This window comes from Rhizobium sp. TRM96647 (assembly GCF_025780115.1).
Taxonomy (GTDB): domain Bacteria; phylum Pseudomonadota; class Alphaproteobacteria; order Rhizobiales; family Rhizobiaceae; genus Mycoplana.
On sequence record NZ_JAOXHF010000016.1, the window covers coordinates 78070 to 98621 of the forward strand.

General features: G+C 66.1%; 21 protein-coding genes. 6 read left to right on the forward strand and 15 right to left on the reverse strand.

Annotated features, from left to right (window positions below):
* Positions 1–133 precede the first annotated feature (133 nt).
* Positions 134–706: a TetR/AcrR family transcriptional regulator gene (locus OCK02_RS22910; RefSeq protein ID WP_263815048.1), complete on the reverse strand. Its 573-nt coding sequence runs from the start codon at positions 704–706 to the stop codon at positions 134–136.
* 202 nt (positions 707–908) lie between these two features.
* Between OCK02_RS22910 and OCK02_RS22915 the strand changes: the two genes are divergently transcribed.
* On the forward strand, positions 909–1304 hold the full coding sequence (locus tag OCK02_RS22915; RefSeq protein ID WP_263815020.1) for a RidA family protein: 396 nt from the start codon (positions 909–911) through the stop codon (positions 1302–1304).
* Positions 1305–1452: 148 nt separating this feature from the next.
* Positions 1453–3075: an ABC-F family ATP-binding cassette domain-containing protein gene (locus tag OCK02_RS22920; protein ID WP_263815021.1), complete on the forward strand. Its 1623-nt coding sequence runs from the start codon at positions 1453–1455 to the stop codon at positions 3073–3075.
* A gap of 76 nt (positions 3076–3151) precedes the next feature.
* Here the strand turns inward: OCK02_RS22920 and blaOXA are convergent, their stop codons facing one another.
* Complete coding sequence (gene blaOXA / locus OCK02_RS22925; protein WP_263815022.1) at positions 3152–3958, reverse strand: class D beta-lactamase; 807 nt, start codon at positions 3956–3958, stop codon at positions 3152–3154.
* A 106-nt stretch (positions 3959–4064) separates the two neighbouring features.
* Here blaOXA and OCK02_RS22930 point away from each other — a divergent pair, with 106 nt between their 5' ends.
* Positions 4065–4988 carry a LysR family transcriptional regulator gene (locus OCK02_RS22930; RefSeq protein ID WP_263815023.1) on the forward strand — a complete coding sequence of 308 codons (924 nt, stop codon included), beginning with the start codon at positions 4065–4067 and terminating at the stop codon, positions 4986–4988.
* On the opposite strand, the gene OCK02_RS22935 is transcribed toward OCK02_RS22930, so the two are convergent.
* Positions 4982–5680: a hypothetical protein gene (locus OCK02_RS22935; RefSeq protein ID WP_263815024.1), complete on the reverse strand. Its 699-nt coding sequence runs from the start codon at positions 5678–5680 to the stop codon at positions 4982–4984. The two genes, OCK02_RS22930 and OCK02_RS22935, sit on opposite strands and share 7 nt — an antisense overlap.
* A 449-nt stretch (positions 5681–6129) precedes the next feature.
* Between OCK02_RS22935 and OCK02_RS22940 the strand changes: the two genes are divergently transcribed.
* On the forward strand, positions 6130–7371 hold the full coding sequence (locus tag OCK02_RS22940) for an AGE family epimerase/isomerase (RefSeq protein WP_263815025.1): 1242 nt from the start codon (positions 6130–6132) through the stop codon (positions 7369–7371).
* Between the two features lie 31 nt (positions 7372–7402).
* Here the strand turns inward: OCK02_RS22940 and OCK02_RS22945 are convergent, their stop codons facing one another.
* On the reverse strand, positions 7403–8296 hold the full coding sequence (locus tag OCK02_RS22945) for a LysR family transcriptional regulator (RefSeq protein WP_263815026.1): 894 nt from the start codon (positions 8294–8296) through the stop codon (positions 7403–7405).
* A gap of 101 nt (positions 8297–8397) precedes the next feature.
* Between OCK02_RS22945 and OCK02_RS22950 the strand changes: the two genes are divergently transcribed.
* Both OCK02_RS22950 and OCK02_RS22955 read left to right on the forward strand, forming a co-directional pair.
* Positions 8398–9138, forward strand: a complete 741-nt coding sequence (locus OCK02_RS22950; RefSeq protein ID WP_263815027.1) for an SDR family oxidoreductase — start codon at positions 8398–8400, stop codon at positions 9136–9138.
* Positions 9139–9175: 37 nt separating this feature from the next.
* The gene (locus OCK02_RS22955; protein ID WP_263815028.1) at positions 9176–9388 is read left to right on the forward strand and encodes a tautomerase family protein; all 213 of its coding nucleotides are present in this window, start codon (positions 9176–9178) and stop codon (positions 9386–9388) included.
* A gap of 43 nt (positions 9389–9431) precedes the next feature.
* On the opposite strand, the gene OCK02_RS22960 is transcribed toward OCK02_RS22955, so the two are convergent.
* The 11 genes from OCK02_RS22960 to OCK02_RS23010 form a co-directional block, all read right to left on the reverse strand.
* Complete coding sequence (locus OCK02_RS22960) at positions 9432–12389, reverse strand: DNA translocase FtsK (RefSeq protein WP_263815029.1); 2958 nt, start codon at positions 12387–12389, stop codon at positions 9432–9434.
* Between the two features lie 235 nt (positions 12390–12624).
* Positions 12625–13815 (reverse strand): hypothetical protein, encoded by a 1191-nt coding sequence (locus OCK02_RS22965; RefSeq protein ID WP_263815030.1) that lies wholly within the window; start codon positions 13813–13815, stop codon positions 12625–12627.
* Positions 13816–13932: 117 nt separating this feature from the next.
* A complete protein-coding gene (locus OCK02_RS22970; RefSeq protein ID WP_263815031.1) occupies positions 13933–14532 on the reverse strand; it encodes a DUF922 domain-containing Zn-dependent protease in 600 nt (199 codons plus the stop codon).
* A gap of 13 nt (positions 14533–14545) precedes the next feature.
* A complete protein-coding gene (locus OCK02_RS22975) occupies positions 14546–15250 on the reverse strand; it encodes an SDR family oxidoreductase (protein WP_263815032.1) in 705 nt (234 codons plus the stop codon).
* Positions 15251–15365: 115 nt separating this feature from the next.
* Positions 15366–16478 carry an RHE_PE00001 family protein gene (locus tag OCK02_RS22980; protein ID WP_263815033.1) on the reverse strand — a complete coding sequence of 371 codons (1113 nt, stop codon included), beginning with the start codon at positions 16476–16478 and terminating at the stop codon, positions 15366–15368.
* Between the two features lie 72 nt (positions 16479–16550).
* Positions 16551–17312: an amino acid ABC transporter ATP-binding protein gene (locus tag OCK02_RS22985; RefSeq protein ID WP_263815034.1), complete on the reverse strand. Its 762-nt coding sequence runs from the start codon at positions 17310–17312 to the stop codon at positions 16551–16553.
* Positions 17309–17989, reverse strand: a complete 681-nt coding sequence (locus tag OCK02_RS22990; protein WP_263815035.1) for an amino acid ABC transporter permease — start codon at positions 17987–17989, stop codon at positions 17309–17311. Before OCK02_RS22990 ends, OCK02_RS22985 begins: the two co-directional genes overlap by 4 nt.
* A gap of 186 nt (positions 17990–18175) precedes the next feature.
* On the reverse strand, positions 18176–18949 hold the full coding sequence (locus OCK02_RS22995) for an amino acid ABC transporter substrate-binding protein (RefSeq protein WP_230807661.1): 774 nt from the start codon (positions 18947–18949) through the stop codon (positions 18176–18178).
* A 213-nt stretch (positions 18950–19162) separates the two neighbouring features.
* Positions 19163–19609: a DUF1810 domain-containing protein gene (locus tag OCK02_RS23000; protein WP_263815036.1), complete on the reverse strand. Its 447-nt coding sequence runs from the start codon at positions 19607–19609 to the stop codon at positions 19163–19165.
* 135 nt (positions 19610–19744) lie between these two features.
* Positions 19745–20017, reverse strand: a complete 273-nt coding sequence (locus OCK02_RS23005; protein WP_263815037.1) for a hypothetical protein — start codon at positions 20015–20017, stop codon at positions 19745–19747.
* A 50-nt stretch (positions 20018–20067) separates the two neighbouring features.
* Positions 20068–20502, reverse strand: a complete 435-nt coding sequence (locus tag OCK02_RS23010; RefSeq protein WP_263815038.1) for a MerR family transcriptional regulator — start codon at positions 20500–20502, stop codon at positions 20068–20070.
* Positions 20503–20552: the final 50 nt, after the last annotated feature.

Below are 20552 nucleotides of genomic sequence, written 5' to 3' on the forward strand. Positions count from 1 at the left end.
CTTGTCGCATCAAGGCGATCCGTAGAGCGCCCCCGATGTTTCCGCTTATCGAACTCTGGGAAATACGTCGAAGCGTCGAAATAGCGCGAAGATCTTGGCGCAGCCCGCGGCATCAGGAACGTCGACCCTGCGCTCAATCGGCTTTCGCAAGAAGGCCGGACGCCAGGTGGCGGAATGCCTCGAGCGCCTTCGCCAGAACGTCCTGAGGTTCGGCGCTGGCCGCGATCCACAGCGCGGCATTCAGGGCGGCGCCGTTCAGGAGCCGTGCCGCCGCCTCGGGATCGACGGGCTTCAGGCGCCCCTCCTCGACCAGGCGCCGGACCTTGACGAGCGTCGCCTGCAGGCAACTGTTTTGGCTCGGCCACTGCGACGGATCGCCGAGAACCGCCGGCCCGTCGAGAAGCACGATACGCTGCACCTCGGGCTCCAGCGCCATCTCGATATAGGCCCTACCTTCTTCCAGAAGACCCTGCCAGTCGTCTCCGGTCGCATTCCCGATCGCCTGCGCCCGCGCCGCCATCTCGCCGTCGATGCGATCCACCACGGCCTGCAGCAGCCCGCGCTTGTCGCCGAAATTGTGGTAGAGCGCGCCGCGCGTCAGCCCCACGGCGGCGGTCAGGTCATCCATCGAGGCGTTGGCGTAGCCCTTCTCGGCGAACGCCTTGCGCGCCGCCTGGATCAGCTTGGCCCGCGTCTCCTCCATCATTTCCAAACGTCGGTTCGTTGCCAATTCGGACTCCTGCCTTTCACATACATCGCGTATATGCATTGACATACGTATCGTATGCCAATATTTCTACATACGCGACGTATATCAACGTGCCTCGTCCAAGGGAAGCCCCGGTCAGGGACACCGGCAGACGGGACGCACTTCGAAACGACCACCGGCAACTCAAGGAAGAGAACCAATGCAACGCGAACTGATCTTTCCGGAAAATCGTCACAGCCTCTATGAGAAGCACCGCTATTCGGCGGCCATCCGCTCCGGCGACCTGTTGTTCGTCTCCGGTCAGGTCGGCAGCCGTCAGGACGGCTCGCCGGAACCCGACTTCGAACGCCAGGTCAAACTTGCATATGACAACCTGAGCGCAGTCCTCGCCGCCGCCGGCGGCACGCTCGACGATGTCGTGGACGTCACGACGTTCCACACCGACCCGGCCAACCAGCTGGATACGATCATGAAGGTTCGCGAAGAGGTGCTTGGCGGCGCCCCCTATCCGAACTGGACGGCGATCGGCGTCAACTGGCTGTCCGGCTTCGACTTCGAGATCAAGGCAATCGCCCGCATTCCCGAAAGGAGCTAGAAGCGGGCGCCACACCATCCGGCCCGACGGGGGCTGGTGCTGCAGGGTCCGCTGATGTATCTCGCAGCCTTTCCAATGGTGCTTTGAAGGATCGCGGCTTCGCGATCCGTGACATGACGGCGCCGCAACAGACGGAACCCGCCGCCAGATGATCCGCATCGAGAACGTCAGCAAGCAGAACAGCCATCGCCTCCTCTTCATCGAGGCGTCCGCCGCCCTCAACAAGGGCGAGAAGATCGGGCTCGTCGGGCCGAACGGCGCCGGCAAGACCACGCTGTTCCGGATGATCACCCAGCAGGAGGTCCCCGACGAGGGGCAGGTCTCCACCGAGAAGGGCGTCACCGTCGGCTATTTCGACCAGGACGTGGGCGAGATGGGCGGCCACAGCGCCGTTGCCGAGGTCATGAACGGGGCGGGGCCGGTCAGCGAAGTCGCGGCCGAGCTGCGCGCGCTGGAAGCCGAAATGGTCGATCCGGACAAACTGGATGAAATGGACCGGATCATCGAGCGCTATGGCGAGGTGCAGGCGCGCTACGAGGAACTGGACGGCTACGCCCTGGAGGGCCGCGCCCGCGAAGTGCTCGCCGGCCTGAGCTTCAGCCAGGAGATGATGGACGGCGACGTCGGCAAGCTCTCCGGCGGCTGGAAGATGCGCGTGGCGCTGGCGCGTATCCTTCTGATGCGCCCGGACGTGATGCTGCTCGACGAGCCGAGCAACCACCTGGACCTCGAAAGCCTGATCTGGCTGGAAGAGTTCCTCAAGACCTATGACGGCGCGCTCTTGATGACGTCGCACGACCGCGAGTTCATGAACCGGATCGTCGGCAAGATCATCGAGATCGACGGCGGATCGCTCACCACCTATTCCGGCGACTACGCCTTCTACGAACAGCAGCGGGCGCAGAACGAGAAGCAGCAGCAGGCCCAGTTCGAGCGCCAGCAGGCGATGCTCGCGAAGGAGATCAAGTTCATCGAGCGCTTCAAGGCGCGCGCCTCGCATGCGGCTCAGGTGCAGAGCCGGGTGAAGAAGCTCGACAAGATCGATCGCGTCGAGCCGCCCCGCCGCCGCCACACCGTCGCCTTCGACTTCCTGCCGGCGCCGCGCTCGGGCGAGGACGTGATCAACATCAAGGGCGTTCACAAGGCATATGGCAGCCGCACCATATACGAAGGCCTCGATTTCATGGTCCGCCGGCGCGAGCGCTGGTGCATCATGGGGATCAACGGCGCCGGCAAGTCGACGCTATTGAAACTGGTGGCAGGCTCGGCCGAGCCGGACAAGGGCAGCGTCACGATCGGCGCCGGCGTCAAGCTCGGCTATTTCGCCCAGCACGCCATGGACCTGCTCGATGGCGACAGCACCATCCTCCAGTGGCTCGAGGAGGCCTTTCCCAAGGCCGGCCAGGCGCCGCTGCGGGCCCTTTCAGGCTGCTTCGGCTTTTCCGGCGATGACGTGGAGAAGAAGTGCCGGGTCCTTTCCGGCGGCGAAAAGGCACGACTGGTGATGGCGCGGATGCTGTTCGACCCGCCGAACCTGCTCGTGCTCGACGAGCCGACCAACCATCTCGACCTCGATACCAAGGAAATGCTGATCAAGGCGCTTTCGCAATATGAAGGCACGATGCTGTTCGTCTCGCACGACCGCCACTTCCTCGCCGCCCTGTCGAACCGGGTGCTGGAACTGACGCCGGACGGCATCCATCAGTATGGCGGCGGCTATACGGAATATGTCGAACGCACCGGCCAGGAGGCGCCGGGCCTGCGGGGCTGATCGTCGACCGCGCAGGAATGCAAGAGACGGAAGAGCCGGCAGTCGCGTTGAAAACGACGCCGGCTTCCGGCAGACCCTACTCCGTCGCCAGCAGCGACGGCAGTTCCTGGAACAGGGCGTCGCGGACGCGGGCGCCGGCCGATCCCTTCAGCCGCTTCTCTTCCTGCACCAGGCGGGCGAACACGATCGTACGCTCGCCCTTCGTGGCCCAGCCGACATACCAGCCCCAGGGGTGTTCGTAGTCGAACCTGCCATCCGGCTTGCGGGGATAGGCCATGCCGGTCTTGCCCTGGGCGACCCAGCCATCCTGCAATGCGGTCTTCTCCACGATCTGCATCGTCATATCGTAGGCGTGTTCGGAAACCGGCAGGTCGCGGTTGACCAGCCTGCGGAGGAACGCGACCTGCTCGCGCGGGGAGATCTTCAGGGAGGAGGAGATCCAGGCGCGCTCCAACCCGTTGTCCTTGCCCGGATCGCCGGCGAAATCGGCATTGCCATAGTCGAACTTCACCGCATAACGGTGAAGCTTCTGCTCTCCCAGTGACTGCGCCATCACCTGCGAGAACCAGACGACGGAGTATTTCATCCACCGCGTCGGATCGGTCGCCTGCGTCCAGTTCTCGCCGCCCCAGTCCGCATAGCCCTCGCGGAAGGGAAGTTTCGGCGCGGTGGCGTCCTCCAGGAAACCGGAATCGTAGCCCATCAGCGCCAGCGGCACCTTGAAGGTCGAGGCAGGGGTGTAGCGCTCGTTGCAATTGCCCTGCTCCACCAGCGTCGTGCCGGTCGCGGCATCGGCGGCGACCGTACAAATTGTCTTGGCTTGCGCCGGCATGGCCAGGCCGACGGCTGCGAGAATGCCGAGATACGTAAAACAGGTCCTCATCGAATTCCTCCGTTCGCAATGTCTTGGGCAGAGTGCTACCAGTGGTTTGACGGCCGGGCAAAGGACGAATACTGGGATATGGCATTAGGAAAATTGGGGCATAGCCATGGTTCGGCCACATCTGCCACTGAACGCCTTTCGCGCCTTCGAGGCGTCCGCGCGGCACCTGAGCTTCACCCGGGCGGCGATCGAGCTGAACGTGACGCAGGCGGCCGTGAGCCATCAGGTGAAAGGGCTGGAGGAACAACTCGGCACCGTGCTGTTCAAGCGCCTGCCGCGCGGGCTGATGATCACGCCGGAAGGCGAGAGCCTGCTTCCGGTCCTGCGCGACAGTTTCGATCGCATGGCCTCGGCGGTCGAGCGCCTTCGCGGCGAGAAGATCCGCGAGATCCTGGCGGTCGGTGCGGTCGGAACCTTCGCGGTCGGCTGGCTCCTGCCGCGGCTCGCAGACTTCGCCGAACGCCATCCCTTCATCGACCTCCGGCTGTCGACCAACAACAACCGCGTGGACCTGGCCGCGGAAGGGCTGGATTTCGCGATCCGCTTCGGCGACGGCGCCTGGCACGGGACGGAGGCCGCAAGGCTGTTCGGCGCTCCGCTTTCGGCCCTGTGCGTTCCGCAGATCGCGCGTGAACTGCGCCAGCCGTCCGACCTGTTCGGCCGCACGCTGCTGCGCTCCTACCGGCCCGACGAGTGGACCCGCTGGTTCGAAGCGGCGAAGCTGCCGCGCGCCGTCCAGCGACACAGCAGCATCGTCTTCGACACCTCGCTTGCCATGATGGAGGCCATTTTACAGGGTGCCGGCGTGGGGCTGGCGCCGCCCTTGATGTTCGAACGGCAGCTGACGTCAGGGGCGATCGTGCAGCCGTTCGACATCTGCGTGCCGGTCGGAAGCTACTGGCTGACCCGGCTGCAGTCCCGCCCGATGACGCCGGCGATGACTGCCTTCCGCAACTGGCTCGTTGCGGAAGCGGAGGCGGTGGACGCAGGTCGGGAACCGGAGCTGCGCGCCGGGCCGCCCGATCAATAGCAAGGCGGATAGGGGTAGTAGCCGCAGGGCGGTGGCGGCGCATAGTAGTATGGCCGGGCCGCGACGGCCGCAGCCCCGATCGCTGCACCTGCCGCCACTCCGGCGCCGTAATAGGCCGGATGCGCGTACCATCCGCCATGCCAGACCGGCGCGTGTCGCCATGCCCCGCCGGCGACGACGGCACCGCCATAGGGGCCACGGGCCGCGAACCAGTCGATGAACAGCGACGCAGGCCCGTCTGCGCCGGCAATCTCGCCCTCCAGCACGGAAACGTCGAAGGTCAGGGCATTGCCATCCAGCTTCGGCGCCTTCAGCACGACCACGGCATCCTGAACCGATTGTCCGTCACGGCCAAAGACCGAGAGGGTCGCATTGGGCGGATCCTTGGCAAAACTGTCCTTGCCCTCATCCCATTGCCCGATGAACTGGGCAGTGGGGACATGACCCGCCGCGCGGACGGGCCGGTCGGCAAAGACGATCGTGCTCGGGCCGAAGTCCGTCATCGTCAGCTTTCCGTCGGCAAGCCTGGCCCCTCCGGAATTGATGACCGCCAGCGATGGCACCATCTGCTGCGTATGCGCGCCGACGGTCTTCTGTGCCGGGGCGGAGATCGCGTCCTGGGCAACCGCGGAGCCGGCGACGGCGGGGCCGAACAGGATCGCGAGCGAAAGAATGTGCGTGCTGAATTTCATCGTCGAAAGCTCCCTGCTCGTCCGGCCGGGCATCTTTGGCTATGCCGTTCGATGCTGTCCGGACAAAATTCATGGCCATGATGCGGCGAGGGCGAGTCCGCGCGCACCCGGCCGCGCGTGGCGCGGCCGATCTCGTAAACGAAGATTTTCACTGCAATTTTCGGGATGCCCGGGGCCATTTACCCCGGCTGCGGCCCAAGTACCGGCGAACTCTACGCGAACGCATATAAGCTGTAAATAATATACTGGAGCCGCGATACGGCCCCTTCAAACTTGCCCTGCCAATCGTTCTGCGCCATAACTCGCCACCCATTCTGTCGAGGCCAACCGGAACATTTCGCCAACCGAAAACCGTGCGCGCGACGCTCACGCCGCGGTGGCGAGGACTGCTCCGGCAGCCGGTAGCACACCTGCCGCCGGCGGCCGAAGAAAGCACGAGGAGTACGAATATGGGTACGAACGGACAGCGCGATCTCGCCTGGCGCAACCGCGCCTATCACCGCGAGTGGCTGTGGAGCCAGGCGAACCGCCTCTTCGATTTCTTCCAGAACCGCACGTTCAATCCGAACGGCGGCTTTTACGAACTCGACGTCGAGGGCCGGCCGCTCAATGCCGGCAATCCAATCCGCGGCATTCATTCCACCGCACGCATGGTCCATTGCTTCGCCATCGGCAGCCTGCTCGGCCGCCCGGGCTCCGACGACATCGTCGACCACGGCATGAAGTATCTCTGGGAAAAACATCGCGACGCCGAGCGCGGCGGCTATCACTGGTCGCTCGACAATTCCGGCCTGCTCGACGCCACCAAGCAGGGCTACGGCCATGCCTTCGTGCTGCTCGCCGCCTCGAGCGCGAAGGTGGCCGGGCACCCGGACGCCGACCGGATGATCGCCGACGTCACCGACGTGCTCAACGACCGCTTCTGGGAAGAGAAGCACGGCGCGATCGCCGAGGAGTTTGCGGACGACTGGTCGCCCGTCCCCGGCTATCGCGGCCAGAACTCCAACATGCACCTGACCGAGGCCCTGATGGCCGCATTCGAGGCGACCGGCGACAGCGCCTACCTGAAGAAGGCCGAGAGCATCGCCGACCTCATCATCCGCCGCAAGGCGGGAGAAAACGGCTTCCGGGTGCCGGAGCATTTCGACGAGAACTGGACGGTGGACAAGGGCTACACCGGCAACGAGATGTTCCGCCCCTCCGGCACCACCCCCGGCCACTGGCTGGAATGGGCACGGCTGGTCCTGCAACTCTGGGCGCTTGGTGGCAGGACGCACGACTGGATGCCCGAGGCAGCCAAGGCGCTGTTCTCGCAGTCGGTCGAACTCGGCTGGGACAAGGACAAGGGCGGTTTTTTCTACACGCTCGACTGGAGCGACCAGCCGGCCAAGCGCGAGAAGCTCTGGTGGCCGATGGCGGAGGGCGCCGGTGCCGCCGCCTTCCTCGGCGAACACCTGCCGAGCGAATTCCACGAGACCTGGTATCGCCGCATCTGGGACGTCATTTCCCGCCACTTCATCGATCAGGATCGCGGCGGCTGGCACGAGGAACTGAACGAGGACCTCGTCCCGGCCTACACGCTCTTTGCCGGCAAGGGCGACATCTACCATGCCCTGCAGGCCTGCCTGATCCCGCTCTATCCGGCGATCGGCAGCCTGACGAAGGGCATCATCGAGGCGGGCGGCAAGTAGCCGCCCTCCCCGCGTCGAGGCATGGGCGTCCCTACAGGTCCGCCTTGCGGAAGAGTTCGATCGCCCAATCGAGAAACACGCGCAGCCGCGGGGCTGCGTGGCGGTTCTGCGGATAGAGCGCCGACAACGGCGTCGGCGACGGCCGGTGGTCCGGCAGGACTTCGACGAGACTGCCCCGCTCGAGATCCTGCCTCAACCGGTAGAGCGGCGCCTGGATCAGCCCGTGGCCGAGGCGCGCCAGGTCGGCCATGGTATCGGAATTGTTGACCGTGACGCGGGACGGCAGTCGGACCTGGCGGATTTCGGCGCCGTTCTGAAACTCCAGCGGCATGACTTGCCCCGTGCGGGACGAGACGAAGCCGATGGCGCGGTGGCCGGCGAGATCGGCCGGCGTCCGCGGCATCCCATGCTGCGCCAGATAGGCCGGGCTCGCGCAGGTGATTTCGGTGATCGTGCCGAGGCGTCGCACGATCATGTTGCTGTCGTGGAGCTCGCCGGCGCGAATGACGCAGTTCACGCCCTCGCGGACGAGATCGACCAGCCGGTCGCCCTGGCCGAGCTGCAGGTCGAGCAGGGGATAGCGATCCAGAAACGCGTTCAGATGCGGCAGGAGAAAGGTCTGCGTCAGGAGCGGGTGGGCATCGATCCGCAGGAGCCCGCGCGGTTCGGCCTCGTGAAACAGGCTCTCGGCCTCCTCCACCTCCGACAGGATCGCCACACAGCGCTCATAGAACGCCTGGCCGTCCAGCGTCGGACCGACATGGCGGGTGGTGCGCTCGAGCAGCCGAACACCGAGGCTTCGTTCCAGATTCTTGACGGCCTCCGTCACCGTCGACCGGGCGAGATCGAAGTCCGCCGCCGCCGCGGCAAAGCTGCGGCGCTCGACGATGCGGACGAAAAGCTGCATGCGGTCCAGTCGGTCCATGGGCAATTGTTCGCATTCCGCGAATTGTGATGTCAATAGATAGATGATTGTTCGCCTATGGCAACCGCCCTACTTCGCAGGCATCGAAGAAGGAGAAAGCCATGACAGACAATCCGCAACGAACAGCCATCGTCACCGGTGCCTCAAAGGGCATCGGCGCGGCGATCGCCCGCCGGCTGGCGGAGGACGGGATCGCCGTCGTCGTCAACTATGCCACGAACAGCCAGGCGGCGGACGCCGTGGTGGCCGGCATCGAAGCCGCCAACGGCCGCGCGGTCGCGGCAAGGGCCGACATCGGCAACCCCGCCGGGATCGCCGACCTGTTCGACATCGCCGAGAACACCTTCGGCGCGGTCGACATCCTGGTGAACAATGCCGGCATGATGGCGCTTTCGCCACTTGCCGACGTCGAAGACGACAGCTTCGAGCAACAGGTCCGGATCAATCTCGGCGGCGTGTTCCGCGGCATTCGGGAGGCGGGCAAGCGGTTGCGCGACGGCGGGCGCATCATCAGCTTCTCGTCGAGCGTCGTCGGCCTGTACCAGCCGACCTACGGCGTCTATTCGGCGACCAAGGCAGCGGTCGAGGCGATGACGCATGTCGCCGCCAAGGAACTCGGGTCCCGCGGCATCACCGTCAATGCCGTGGCCCCGGGTCCGGTTCAGACCGATCTCTTCATGACCGGCAAGAGCGAGGCCCAGGTGCAGGCGATCACGAAGATGAACCCGATGGGCCGTCTCGGCCAGCCGGACGACATCGCCTCCGTCGTCGCCTTCCTGGCGAGCCCGGCCGGCGCCTGGGTCAACGGCCAGACGATCCGCGCCAATGGCGGCGTCGTCTGACGCCCTCCAGCAACTCGACCCGAGAAAGGAAGCTCCCATGCCCTTCGTCAATATCAAGGTACCGGAAGCCGCACTCACCCGCGTACAGAAGGCCGAGATCGTCCATCGCGCGACGGATATGCTCGTCGACTACTTTTCCGAGGCGGCACGCCCGCACACGATGGTCCTCATCGAGGAGGTGAAGGACGGTGGCTACGCCCGCGCCGACGAGGTCTTCGTCATCCCGGACGCCTATCGCGCCCGGGACTGAGCCGTTCGCTCGATCGCGCCTCCGCCTTTGGCAGGGAGCGCGATCAGTCCTCGTCGTCGACCGTCTCGACGGCGACGGCGCTCTCGCGGTTTCCGTTCAGGATCTCGCGCTTGCCGACATGGTTGGCCGGGCCGACGAGGCCGTCGCGCTCCATCCGCTCCACCAGCGATGCGGCGCGGTTGTAGCCGATAGACAGCCGGCGCTGGATGTAGGAGGTCGAGCATTTGCGGTCGCGCATGACCACCTTGATCGCCTTCTCGTAGAGGTCGTTACCGTCCTCCTCGCCCATTGCCGACTTGTCGAAGACGGCGGTGTCTTCCGGCTCGTCCTGCTCCTCCTCGTCGGCATCCTCGGTGACGGTGCCGAGATATTCCGGGCGACCCTGCGCCTTCAGGTGGGCGACGACCTGCTCGACCTCGGCATCCGAGACGAACGGCCCATGGACACGGGCGATACGGCCGCCGCCGACCATGTGCAGCATGTCGCCCTGTCCCAGGAGATGTTCGGCCCCCTGCTCGCCGAGGATGGTGCGGCTGTCGATCTTGGAGGTGACCTGGAAGGAGATGCGGGTCGGGAAGTTCGCCTTGATCGTGCCGGTGATGACGTCGACCGAAGGGCGCTGGGTGGCCATGATCAGGTGGATGCCGGCCGCGCGCGCCATCTGCGCCAGCCGCTGGATCGCCCCTTCGATCTCCTTGCCCGCGACCATCATCAGGTCGGCCATCTCGTCGACGATGACGACGATGTAGGGCATCGGCGTGAGGTCCATCTCCTCCTGCTCGTAGGTAGGCTCGCCGGTGGAACGGTCGAAGCCTTTCGGCACGTCGCACATCACCGTCTCGCCATTGGCGCGGGCGGCTGCGGCGCGGGCGTTGAAGCCGTCGATGTTGCGCACGCCCAGCCGCGACATCTTGCGGTAGCGGTCCTCCATCTCGCGCACCGCCCACTTCAGCGCCATCACCGCCTTCTTCGGATCGGTGACGACGGGGGTCAGAAGGTGCGGGATGCCGTCATAGATCGACAGTTCCAGCATCTTCGGATCGACCATGATCAGGCGGCATTCCTCGGGCTTCAGCCGGTAGAGCAGCGACAGGATCATCGTGTTGATCGCCACCGACTTGCCAGAGCCGGTGGTGCCGGCAACGAGCAGGTGCGGCATCTTGGCGAGTTCGGCCACGACCGGCTCGCCACCGATCGTCTTGCCGAGGCAGAGCGCCAGCTTGAATTTCGTCTCCCAGTAGCTCTCGCACTCGATCAGTTCGCGGAAATAGACCGTCTCGCGCACGGCATTCGGCAGTTCGATGCCGATGACGTTTCGGCCGGGGACGACGGCGACGCGCGCCGACAGCGCCGACATGGAGCGGGCGATATCGTCGGCGAGACCGATCACGCGCGAGGATTTGACCCCTGGCGCCGGCTCGAATTCGTAGAGGGTGACGACCGGACCCGGCCGCACGTCGATGATCTCACCCTTGACGCCGAAGTCCTCGAGGATGCTCTCGAGCAGGCCGGCGCTCTGCTCCAGCGCCTCCTGCGTCATCGTGTGCGCCTGCTCGCCGGCAGGCTGCTGCAACAGGTCGACCGGAGGGAACTCGTAGTCCGGATTGGCGTCCGCCGCCGCAAAGAGGCCTGAGCGGGGAAGCGAGCGCGAGGCGGCCGGGGCGCGGACGGCGACAGGCGCCGGCGCGACCGGCACCATGGCAGCGGCTTGATCTTCCGCCTCGACAGAGTCGGTAGCGCTCGGCGGCTCGATCTCGATGGCTTCACCGACGGACGCCGGAGACAAGGGGCCGAGCGAGATCGTGGTGGTCGAGGATGCGGGCCAGACCGGGCCGAACTGGAACGCGGCAAGCGACGGCAGGGCCGAAAGCGGCGTATAGCCGGGCGCAGCGACATCCTTGCCCTGCGGGGGCCGCGCTGACGGCGTCGGCACGGGTGCAACCGCGATCCCTGTCGCCCCGGATGCATCTTGCGTGCCGGCTGCGGGCTTGTCCGCCACGGGTTTGGCCGGGACCGGCGCCACCAGGTGCGGCATCCGCGATGCGTCCCTTTGACCAATGGCGGCGACCGGTCTCGGGGCGGTGGGGAGCGCCCCCCGCCCGGGCAGCGTCCGGCCAGCCGGCGCGGCCGATTGCGGAGTGGAGAGGGTGCGCGCGGGCGTTGCCGTCGTGGCAGCCGCAATATTGCGGCCGCGAATGCTCACCTCGCGGTAGAGAGAGGCCGCTGTCTCCGCGCCGATCTGGAAACTCGGGATTGCGAGGCGGGGCGCCGGTGCGAAGCCTGCGAGATCGACATCGAGGCACATCGTGTCGAACAGGGCATGGTCGGAGATATGAAGGCCGAAGGGGCCTTGCCGGGCCGGAACGGACGGTCCGGCATCAGCGGCCATGGCACCGGCAACCGCCTTCGGATTTGTCGCGGCAGGAACGGTCGTCGCAACTGTCACAGCGGGCCGCTCCGGCTGGCGGCTCGCCTCGGCCATTTCCCGCTTCAGCCGCAAATAGAGCGCGAGTGCGCCGTGATTGTCCTGCGGGCCGACGACATTCGTGGACGGCAGCACAGGCTTGCCGGCCTCGGCCGGAGTATTGTGAGGAGCCGCTGCGGCGGACCGGGCCCGCCCCGCGCCCTCGATCTTGCGCATGGCATCACCGTCAAGATCGGCGCGCGACGGATCGTCTGCGGGGGCCGGAGCCTTCCCGGCCTCGACGGTCGTTGGTTGCAACGGCTCCGCCGCGGCAACGGCGACCGCCTCCGGCTTCTGTTCCTGAGCTTCGGCGTGCTTGCGCGCATAGGCGCTTTCCGGTGTCCGGGTGAAGCGGACGTTCGGGCCGAGGATGAAGGCGCTCTGCCAGGCGGGAAGGTCGGCATCCGCCTTGACTTCACCGGCCACCGTCATGCCGGGAAGCGTCACATGCGGCGTCGGCCGCGGCCCATCGCCACCCTCCTCGCTGCTTGCGGACTGATCGGTGACGTTCGGCGAGATCGTTCGGGAAAGACGCATGGAAACCTGCAACGCTGGAACTGGCGGAAGCCGTGAAAACCCCTGCGTCGGGAATAGAAAATAAAGGTTAACAGCCCCTTTCCGGCGGCCCCTCACAGATGAACGCCGAAAGCGGGAAAAGGGCGACGCCAACAGACTAAACATAGTCTTTTCAATTGGATAGCTGTTCCAGGAATTTATGTTGGCGCCGCCAGTCACGCAACATCCGGTCGATAACCGCCCCCGGGCTTCGGGGTCACAGCAAAAGCAGCTTCTTGACCAGCGACAGGACGTCCTCGAACGATATCTGGGTGAGCCCGACGACGGCGAACGGCAGGAGCGCCATCGCCGAGAGCGGGAGCACGGCGGTGCGCGAGAGGAGGCCGCCCTTCAGTTTCCTTGCGGCCTCGAAGAGCTTCGCCGGATCGGGGATGTCCGTATCGGCAGACGGCTCGGCCGTGCCATCGGCGGCGATGTTGCGCGACAGGATCTTGCGCTCATCCTGACGCTGGCGCTGCGTCGCCAGTGCCGCCGCCGCCAGCATCGTGTCCTCCCTGAGCCGCCGCAGCGGCCGGGCAAAGGCCGAGAGCGGATAGGCGAAGAAGCCGAGCACGAGGACGAGCCAGGCTCCCATGACGGTCGTCAGCATCTTGACCGACAGGGTCTCGGCGCTGATGTGCTGGCCGAAGCTCGCCGCGATCGCGCAGCTCAGGCCGAACATGAAGGTCATGTAGGCGTTTGGATAGTCGGCCAGGAAGGCAAGGCCGCCCTTGCCGTCCGGATGGCTTGCCACCAGCCTGAGCTCCAGCCTGGCGATGACGCGCAGCAATTGCGCCCAGACGAAGTGCCGCCAGAAGCCGCGCAGGACCAGGAACCAGAACAGCGGAAGGCTCACGAGCAGCGCCCACCACCCGGCAAGCGTGATGTGCCGGCCTGCCTCGCTGCTGGAGGCCGCCCAGAAATAGCTGTCGCCTTTCAGCTCGTATCGAAGCGCCCAGGCGGAGAGGGCGTAGGCGATGACGAGGCAGACGGCCTCGGCAATGCGCGAATTCCGCAATCTAAGAGCCCGGTTCACCGCGCGGGCAGCCGCGGGCATCGATTCCGGCGTGATCAGGGGCGCGGCCTTGAAGTGTTGCAGCTTCACCCTCAACCGCTCCTCCACCTGCTCCTCGGCGAGGACGACGGCGCCGATCGCCAGCACGAAACGCCCCCACAGGCCGACATCCGTGACATAGGTCATGCCGAACGGCCGCAGCCGGAGGCTGTCCGGCAATGCCAGCAGGAGCGGCACCAGCCAGGCGATCGCGACATAGATGAGCGCGCGTCGCCGGGCGTTCAGCGCGTCGCGGCGCAGGAGCCCCAACCGCTTCTGCAACTCGAAGAACGGCCCGCCCCGATAGGCCAGATAGTCGGCAATCTCGACGTTCTGCGTTTGCTGATCGGCCATCGCACGGCTCCCCCGGCACGCCTTCCGCCGGATGCGCGCACCCGCGGCAGGCGCGATGCTAACGCATCGCCCGGATTTTGCAGAGGAAATTCTTTTGGGCGATCGGCGCCCCGCTCGTCAGCCCCCGCCGACGAAGTTCAGGATCAACTGGTGCACGTTGCCGCCTTCGCTGAGTTCCGTCCGGTCGAAATCGCGGCTGCGCCGGCGCTGCTCCTGCGACAGTTCGCCGAGCCGGCTGGTCAGCACCTTGCGGATCTTCCGGCAATCCGGATCGTCGGCGACGGTCAGGCCGACCGAATAGTCCTCGATCTGCCGCACCATCTCGACGATGATCTCGCCATGTACCCGCTCGTGCGCGCGCACGCCGGCGATGAAGGTCTCCCAGCGCGCGCCGAGCGCCGCCGGCAGCTTGCCGGCGGGCCTGGGCAGCATGGTGGTGATGATGAGCTTCGGCCGGTTGGTGGTGATGACGCAGCCGCCGTCGCGCGGCTCGTAGCGGCGGGTCCAGGTCAGCTTGAAGTCGGTGAAGGCGATCGCCCGCCCGATGCCGACCTTGGGGCCGTTCTCGCCGATCGAGCGGTAGAGCTCAATTCCGGACGAACCGCTGACGGCATAAGTCTTGACCTGCTCCACCGGCTGCCACGCCGTCTCTGCCGCAGCCGGACCCGACAGCAACATTGCCACTAGGCCAAGCAGCGCTTTCAGGCTGGTTCTCATCGAACGCCGCAACTCACACCGACCGCGTCAGGCCGCCGTCGACGCGGATGTTCTGCCCGGTGATGTAGCCGGCACCCTCCGACACTAGGAAGGCGACCGTGGCGGCGATCTCGTCGCTGCTGCCATAGCGCTGCATCGGCACGCTGGCGCGCCGTTCCTCGGTGCCGGGAAGGCTGTCGATCCAGCCCGGCAGCACGTTGTTCATGCGGATGTTGTCGGCCGCATAGGTGTCGGCGAAGATCTTGGTGTAGGAGGCGAGGCCCGCGCGGAACACGGCGGAGGTGGGAAACATCGCCGCCGGCTCGAAGGCCCAGGCGGTGGAAATGTTGACGATGGCACCGGATTTCTGCGCCTGCATGACCGGGGCAACGAGGCGGACGGAGCGGATCACGTTCATCAGGTAGACGTCGAGCCCCTTGTGCCAGTCCTCGTCGGTGATGTCGAGGATCGCCGCCCGCGGTCCGTGACCGGCGCTGTTGACCAGCGCGTCGATGCGGCCCCAGCGCTCCATGGCAACGTCGACGAGCCGCTTGAGGTCGTCGTTGGACTGGTTGGAGCCGGTCACGCCGAGGCCGCCTAGTTCGCTGGCCAGCGCCTCGCCCTTGCCCGAGGACGAGAGGATCGCGACGCGATAGCCGTCCGCCGCCAGGCGCCTTGCGGCCGCAGCTCCCATGCCGCTGCCACCCGCCGTGATGAGAGCCACCTTCTCGTTTGCCATGGGATCATCCCTTCCTGCGATGTTTGTTCTCGGCACGATCCTAGGCGGCCCTTGGCGCAAGGTCGAGCCCGCCGGGCCAGCGCGATGTGGAAATCGTCAGATGCCGGCATCGGGCCTAAAGGATGCTCCAGGCCCTGAACCGCTCGCGCCCGGTGATCTCGCGCAATTGCAGCTCGGAGGCGAGGCCGAGCGCGCCCTGAATCGTGACGCCCAGCTCCCGGGCGATGATGCCCGCGGAAACGACCGGGCGGGCGATGACGAGGTCTACCAGCTGGGGAAGCCTTGAATTGGCACGCTTCTTCACCAGCCGCCGCTCGAGCTGCAATCTGGCGAGCACCAGGCGGTCGTGCGTCTTCAGCCCCTGCGTCGCGCCATTCTCGAACGCCTCGAGAATGGCCATGAGCCGCGAGAGCCGGTCGCGCGCATGGCGCCGCTCCCGTGGGACCGCCCGGAGACCGGCATTGACGGCCACGAGATGCGACGCCGCCGGCCCCTCCTGCCGAAGGAATGCCGAAACGAGCTGGCGGCCGAGCCAGGGAATGTGCTGAAGCACCTGGAGCGAATTCCAGGCGTCGAGAAGCAGCGCCGCCCGCAGGATCGCGGGCAGGCCCGCCGTGTCCTGCAGGACGAGACGCCACTCCGAAAGCCGCTCCTCTTCATCCCAGTCGGCATCGTAGACAAGCGGGTCGCGCTCGGGTGCGGCCTTTCGCTCGGGGGCCGGTCCGACACCCTCGAGGATCGCGCTGCTGCGGGCGATCAGGGCGTCGATCTCGGAAAAATCCATCCCCTCGCCGGCATCGGCCGCCTCGTCCGGCGGCTCGCCTGCACCGAGGGGCGCGGCATGACCGGGTGCGGCCGGCAGTTGCGCCGCTGCCGTCTCCTGCCCGCGTCCGCGCAGCCGTGCGAGCCCCGGCGCGCTGAGCGCCCATAACGGCGGCTGGTCGAAGATCTGCCGCCGCGCGCGCAGGACGGAATGGGCGATGGTCAGTTCGTGGGTCGGCGTGCGCACATCCATGCGCGCGTCGTGCAGGACGAGGTCCTCGACATGCACCAGTTCCCCGTCAACCCAGAGGGAAGCGGCCGCATCGTGAAAATCCTGCCGCTCCAGGAAGCCGGCGCGGATCGTCGAGCGCAGCACGCGCTCGTCCAGCCGCGCCAGCGCCTCCCCCGCCCGGCAGCAGGGAACGAGCAGTGCGGAAAGATCGAGCTTGCCGATTTCGTAGCGCATGGCGGAACGATGTCCGACTCGATCAGCGAAAGCAAACCCGCTTTTCGCTTTCGCTCCACGCGAGCGGCCGGTTCAGATCTCGTAGTCGACAGCCACGTTCAGCGAGGCGATGAAGCGCTTGGTGCGATCGCGCTCGGGATGGGAGAAGATCCTCGCCGGCGGCCCGCTTTCGACGATGGCGCCGCCGTCGAGGAAGACCACCTTGTCGGCGACGCGCGAGGCAAGCCGCAGGTCGTGCGTCGCCATCATCATCGTCGTGCCCTCGCGCGCCAGCCGGCCGAGCACGTCCACCACCTCTTCGGCGAGTTCCGGGTCGAGCGCCGACGTCGGCTCGTCGCACAGGAGCACACGCGGCGAGGGCGCAAGCGCGCGGGCGATGGCAACGCGCTGCTGCTGGCCGCCCGACAGCGTCGCCGGCCAGGCGTCTGCCTTGTGGGCCATGCCGACTTTCTCCAGAAGTTCGAGCGCGCGGGCACGGGCGCGGGCCTCCGGCCATTTCAGCACCGTCACCAGTCCTTCCATGACGTTTTCGATCGCGGTGCGATGGGGAAAGAGCTGGAAGTTCTGGAACACCATGCCCGTCTGCCGCCGCAGCCGCTGGATATCCGACCAGCCGACCCTGCCGCCCGGCGAAAAGGACAGCGCCTCCTCACCGATGCGCACCGAGCCGTTCGTCGGGATCTCGAGCAGGTTGACGCAGCGAAGCAGCGTGCTCTTGCCGCCGCCGGACGGGCCGACGAGGGCCGTGACCGATCCTTCCGCCATGTCGACGCTGACGTCCTTCAGCACGACATTGTCGCCGAAGCGCTTCTCGATGTGGCTGAGCTCGATCATGCGCGCGCCTCCAGGAAGCCGCCATAGCGGGCAAAGCGCTTCTCCAGCCGCACCTGCAGGGCCGAAAGCACCGAACTCATGGCGAGGTAGATCAGGGCGGCGAGGATATAGAGGATCAGCGGTTCGTAGGTGGTGGCGACGATCCGCTGCGCGGTCTGGAACAGCTCGGGCACCGTGATCGCGGCTGCGAGCGAGGTATCCTTGACGAGCGAGATGAAGGTGTTGGACAGAGGTGGGACCGCGGTGCGCCCGGCCTGCGGCAGGATCGTGCGCCGCATCGCCTGGCCCCAGCTCATGCCGATCGAATAGGACGCCTCCCACTGGCCGCGTGGAACCGATGCGATCACCGCGCGGATGATCTCGGACGTATAGGCGCCGATATTCAGCGTGAAACCGATCAGCGCCGCCGGAAAGGCATCGAGCAGGATGCCCATGCTCGGAAGGCCGTAGAAAATGACGAAGAGCTGGACGAGCAGCGGCGTGCCGCGGAAGATCCAGACGTAGAACCGGGCGATGGCAACCAGCGGCCCCGGCGCAAACAGCCGGGTGATCGCCACCAGCAGTCCCAGCGCCAGCCCGAAGGCGAAGGACAACAGCGTCAGCGGCACGGTGAACTTCAAACCGGCCCAAAGCAGCGGGCCGAGCGAATCGAGCATCAGTTGGAGCCAGTGCGGCAAGGGCGTTCCTACTCTTCGCGATGTAGCCGGATCCCTCCCGCAATACCGCTCCCTGCCCCCTTCCCACAAGAGGGGAACCGATATGCGGCGGTCCTTCCGATGTCAGACCGGCGGAGCGCGGCCTGTAGCCCCCGGAGGAAGCGGTGCGATCCCCCTCCCATGGCGGGAGGGGGATCCGGGAGGCGCTTACTTCGAGACGTCCTGGCCGAAATACTTGTCGGAGATCTTCTGGTAGGTGCCGTCGGCCTTGATGTCCGCCAACGCCTTGTTCAGGGCCTCGACCAGCTCCGGCTCGCCCTTGCGCACGATGATGCCGGAGTATTCGGCGTTTGCCTGCTCGGCTGCGATCTTCACGTTCGCGTCCGGCTTCTGCTTCTTGAAGTCGAGGAAGGACAGGCTGTCGTTGATCGTGGCGTCGGCGCGGCCGGTCAGGACCAACTGGATCGACTGGTCGAAGCCGTCGGTGCCGACGAGCTCGGCGCCGTTCGCCTCGGCCAGCTTGCCGAAGTTGGAGGTCAGCGACTGCGCCGCCTTCTTACCCTTCAGGTCCTCGAAGCCCTTGATACCGTCATCGTCGCCCCGCACGATCAGAACGGCCTTGGAGGCGATATAGGGCTCGGAGAAATCGTATTTCTGCTTGCGCGCATCGGTGATGCCGACCTGGTTGATCACCGCGTCGTAGCGGTTGGCGTCGAGGCCCGCGATCAGGCCGTCCCACTTGCCTTCCAGGAACTCCGCCTTCACGCCGAGCTTGGCTGCGACCGCCTCGCCGATCTCGACGTCGAAGCCGACGAGCTTGCCGCTCGTGTCGTGATAGGTGAACGGCGCATAGGTGCCCTCGGTGCCGATCTTGAGGACGCCCGCGGACTGGACGGCGGCAAGGTTCTCCCCGGCCGTGGCCGGAAGCAGGAGTGCGGCCTGCACGAGGGTGGCGGTGGCGATGGTCTTCAACCAGGACATGTCGGTCTCCGTATCTGGTCATGAAACTGATGGGAACTAGATCGCAGAATTCGACGCTCCGCGGAGCGCAGAAAACGGTGGCCGCAGGCGGCAATTGCAAAAAATTTTTCCGTTCCGGTCAAAATTTGCGCACTTGTCTGCCGGTCCCTGCGACAGATAGGGCGGCGGAAACAAAAATCAGGACCGGTCCCGGCTTGGAGCAAGGCGCCGCCGTCACCACTTTTCAAGCTGTTCCAGCGTACGGTTGTCCTCCTGCCCGCCATAGAAACGTGCGAGCGCCTTCCGGAACAGCGCGGGATCGTCGGCAACGGCGGCAAAGAGCGTCAGCGACGACCGCAGCTTCACGTCGTCCGGCGCACCCATGATCTCGCGCGCCGAGCGCCCGGGCACCGAAAGCAGCGCCTCCACGCACGCCCTCAACCGCGGCCCGAGCACCGGATCGGCAAGATAGGCGCGTGCCTCGCCGGCAGAGCGGATTGCATACCGCTGCGTCATGGGTGACATGCCGAGCCCCTCGACCTGCGGAAAGACGAACCACATCCAGTGGGTCTCCTTCCGGCCTCGCTTCAGCTCCGCCAGTGCCTGCGGATAGACCGCCTCCTGCGCCTCGTGGAAACGCGAAAGGTCATGGCTTGCCGCCGGTTTCGCAGGGTGTCCCATCGTCGTCGCTCCGCTCGGACAACAGCGGTCCGATTGCCTTCCGTCGACCGTGTATAGGCTCCGCCGGCCCGCCGGGAAGGCTCCGTACACCCCGCCATCCCGGAACCGGTCCCTGCCGGGGACGGCTCTCGGCCGCTATTGCCCGGTCAGGCGGCGCAATTGCTGCTGCGCCTCCCTGGCCAGCGGATGGTCGGGGTGGCGGGCGATGAAAAGCTCCCAGGCCTTCACCGTATCGGCGCGGCGGGCTGCGTCGAATTCCTCCTGCACGGCGATGTCGGGATCGCGCGCGGGAGCCGCCGTGGGCGGCTCGCCCTCGCCTGACCGGGCCATGGCCGGCGGGGTGGCGCAGCCTGCAATCGCACCCGCAAGTGCCAGCCGCATCGACAGGGTTCCGGATCGCTTTGTCATTCTGACTGCATAGCCCCCATCCGCGGCATCACCAAGGCGGTATCGCCCTCTCAGCGTGGCGGCCGATGGTGGCGCTCGCAGGCGCCGCATTGCGCCAGCGCCTCGATCACCTTGCATTCGGCAATCGTCCCGTGGCTGCAGCTCGAAAGCGTGCGTTCCAGTTCCGCCTCCAGAAGCTTCAGCCGGGCGATCCTCTGGCGCACATCGCCCAGCTGGCGCCGCGCAATCTCGTCCGCGTCCCGGCAGGGCATGTCGGGATGCTGAGACAGATCGATCAGCTGTCGCACGGCCTCGGTGGAAAGGCCGAGATCGCGTGCGTGCAGGATGAAGGTAAGCCGGTCGTAGTGGCGCGCCGTATAGCGACGCTGGTTGCCCGCGTTGCGCTCCGGCTCCGGCAGCAGCCCGATCGATTCATAGTAGCGGATGGTCTCGACCTTCGAACCGCTGGCTGCGGCGAGCTTGCCGATCGAAAAGACGCGTTCCATGGATATTTCCGCTTGAACCTATAGTGACTACAGGAATTATAGGTGGTGCA

What these genes read in the sequence shown, in the direction of transcription:
- OCK02_RS22910 (WP_263815048.1), bottom strand. Translation starts at nt 706, where the DNA reads ATGATGGAGGAGACGCGGGCCAAGCTGATCCAGGCGGCGCGCAAGGCG.
- OCK02_RS22915 (WP_263815020.1), top strand. Translation starts at nt 909, where the DNA reads ATGCAACGCGAACTGATCTTTCCGGAAAATCGTCACAGCCTCTATGAG.
- OCK02_RS22920 (WP_263815021.1), top strand. Translation starts at nt 1,453, where the DNA reads ATGATCCGCATCGAGAACGTCAGCAAGCAGAACAGCCATCGCCTCCTC.
- blaOXA (WP_263815022.1), bottom strand. Translation starts at nt 3,958, where the DNA reads ATGAGGACCTGTTTTACGTATCTCGGCATTCTCGCAGCCGTCGGCCTG.
- OCK02_RS22930 (WP_263815023.1), top strand. Translation starts at nt 4,065, where the DNA reads ATGGTTCGGCCACATCTGCCACTGAACGCCTTTCGCGCCTTCGAGGCG.
- OCK02_RS22935 (WP_263815024.1), bottom strand. Translation starts at nt 5,680, where the DNA reads ATGAAATTCAGCACGCACATTCTTTCGCTCGCGATCCTGTTCGGCCCC.
- OCK02_RS22940 (WP_263815025.1), top strand. Translation starts at nt 6,130, where the DNA reads ATGGGTACGAACGGACAGCGCGATCTCGCCTGGCGCAACCGCGCCTAT.
- OCK02_RS22945 (WP_263815026.1), bottom strand. Translation starts at nt 8,296, where the DNA reads ATGGACCGACTGGACCGCATGCAGCTTTTCGTCCGCATCGTCGAGCGC.
- OCK02_RS22950 (WP_263815027.1), top strand. Translation starts at nt 8,398, where the DNA reads ATGACAGACAATCCGCAACGAACAGCCATCGTCACCGGTGCCTCAAAG.
- OCK02_RS22955 (WP_263815028.1), top strand. Translation starts at nt 9,176, where the DNA reads ATGCCCTTCGTCAATATCAAGGTACCGGAAGCCGCACTCACCCGCGTA.
- OCK02_RS22960 (WP_263815029.1), bottom strand. Translation starts at nt 12,389, where the DNA reads ATGCGTCTTTCCCGAACGATCTCGCCGAACGTCACCGATCAGTCCGCA.
- OCK02_RS22965 (WP_263815030.1), bottom strand. Translation starts at nt 13,815, where the DNA reads ATGGCCGATCAGCAAACGCAGAACGTCGAGATTGCCGACTATCTGGCC.
- OCK02_RS22970 (WP_263815031.1), bottom strand. Translation starts at nt 14,532, where the DNA reads ATGAGAACCAGCCTGAAAGCGCTGCTTGGCCTAGTGGCAATGTTGCTG.
- OCK02_RS22975 (WP_263815032.1), bottom strand. Translation starts at nt 15,250, where the DNA reads ATGGCAAACGAGAAGGTGGCTCTCATCACGGCGGGTGGCAGCGGCATG.
- OCK02_RS22980 (WP_263815033.1), bottom strand. Translation starts at nt 16,478, where the DNA reads ATGCGCTACGAAATCGGCAAGCTCGATCTTTCCGCACTGCTCGTTCCC.
- OCK02_RS22985 (WP_263815034.1), bottom strand. Translation starts at nt 17,312, where the DNA reads ATGATCGAGCTCAGCCACATCGAGAAGCGCTTCGGCGACAATGTCGTG.
- OCK02_RS22995 (WP_230807661.1), bottom strand. Translation starts at nt 18,949, where the DNA reads ATGTCCTGGTTGAAGACCATCGCCACCGCCACCCTCGTGCAGGCCGCA.
- OCK02_RS23000 (WP_263815036.1), bottom strand. Translation starts at nt 19,609, where the DNA reads ATGGGACACCCTGCGAAACCGGCGGCAAGCCATGACCTTTCGCGTTTC.
- OCK02_RS23005 (WP_263815037.1), bottom strand. Translation starts at nt 20,017, where the DNA reads ATGACAAAGCGATCCGGAACCCTGTCGATGCGGCTGGCACTTGCGGGT.
- OCK02_RS23010 (WP_263815038.1), bottom strand. Translation starts at nt 20,502, where the DNA reads ATGGAACGCGTCTTTTCGATCGGCAAGCTCGCCGCAGCCAGCGGTTCG.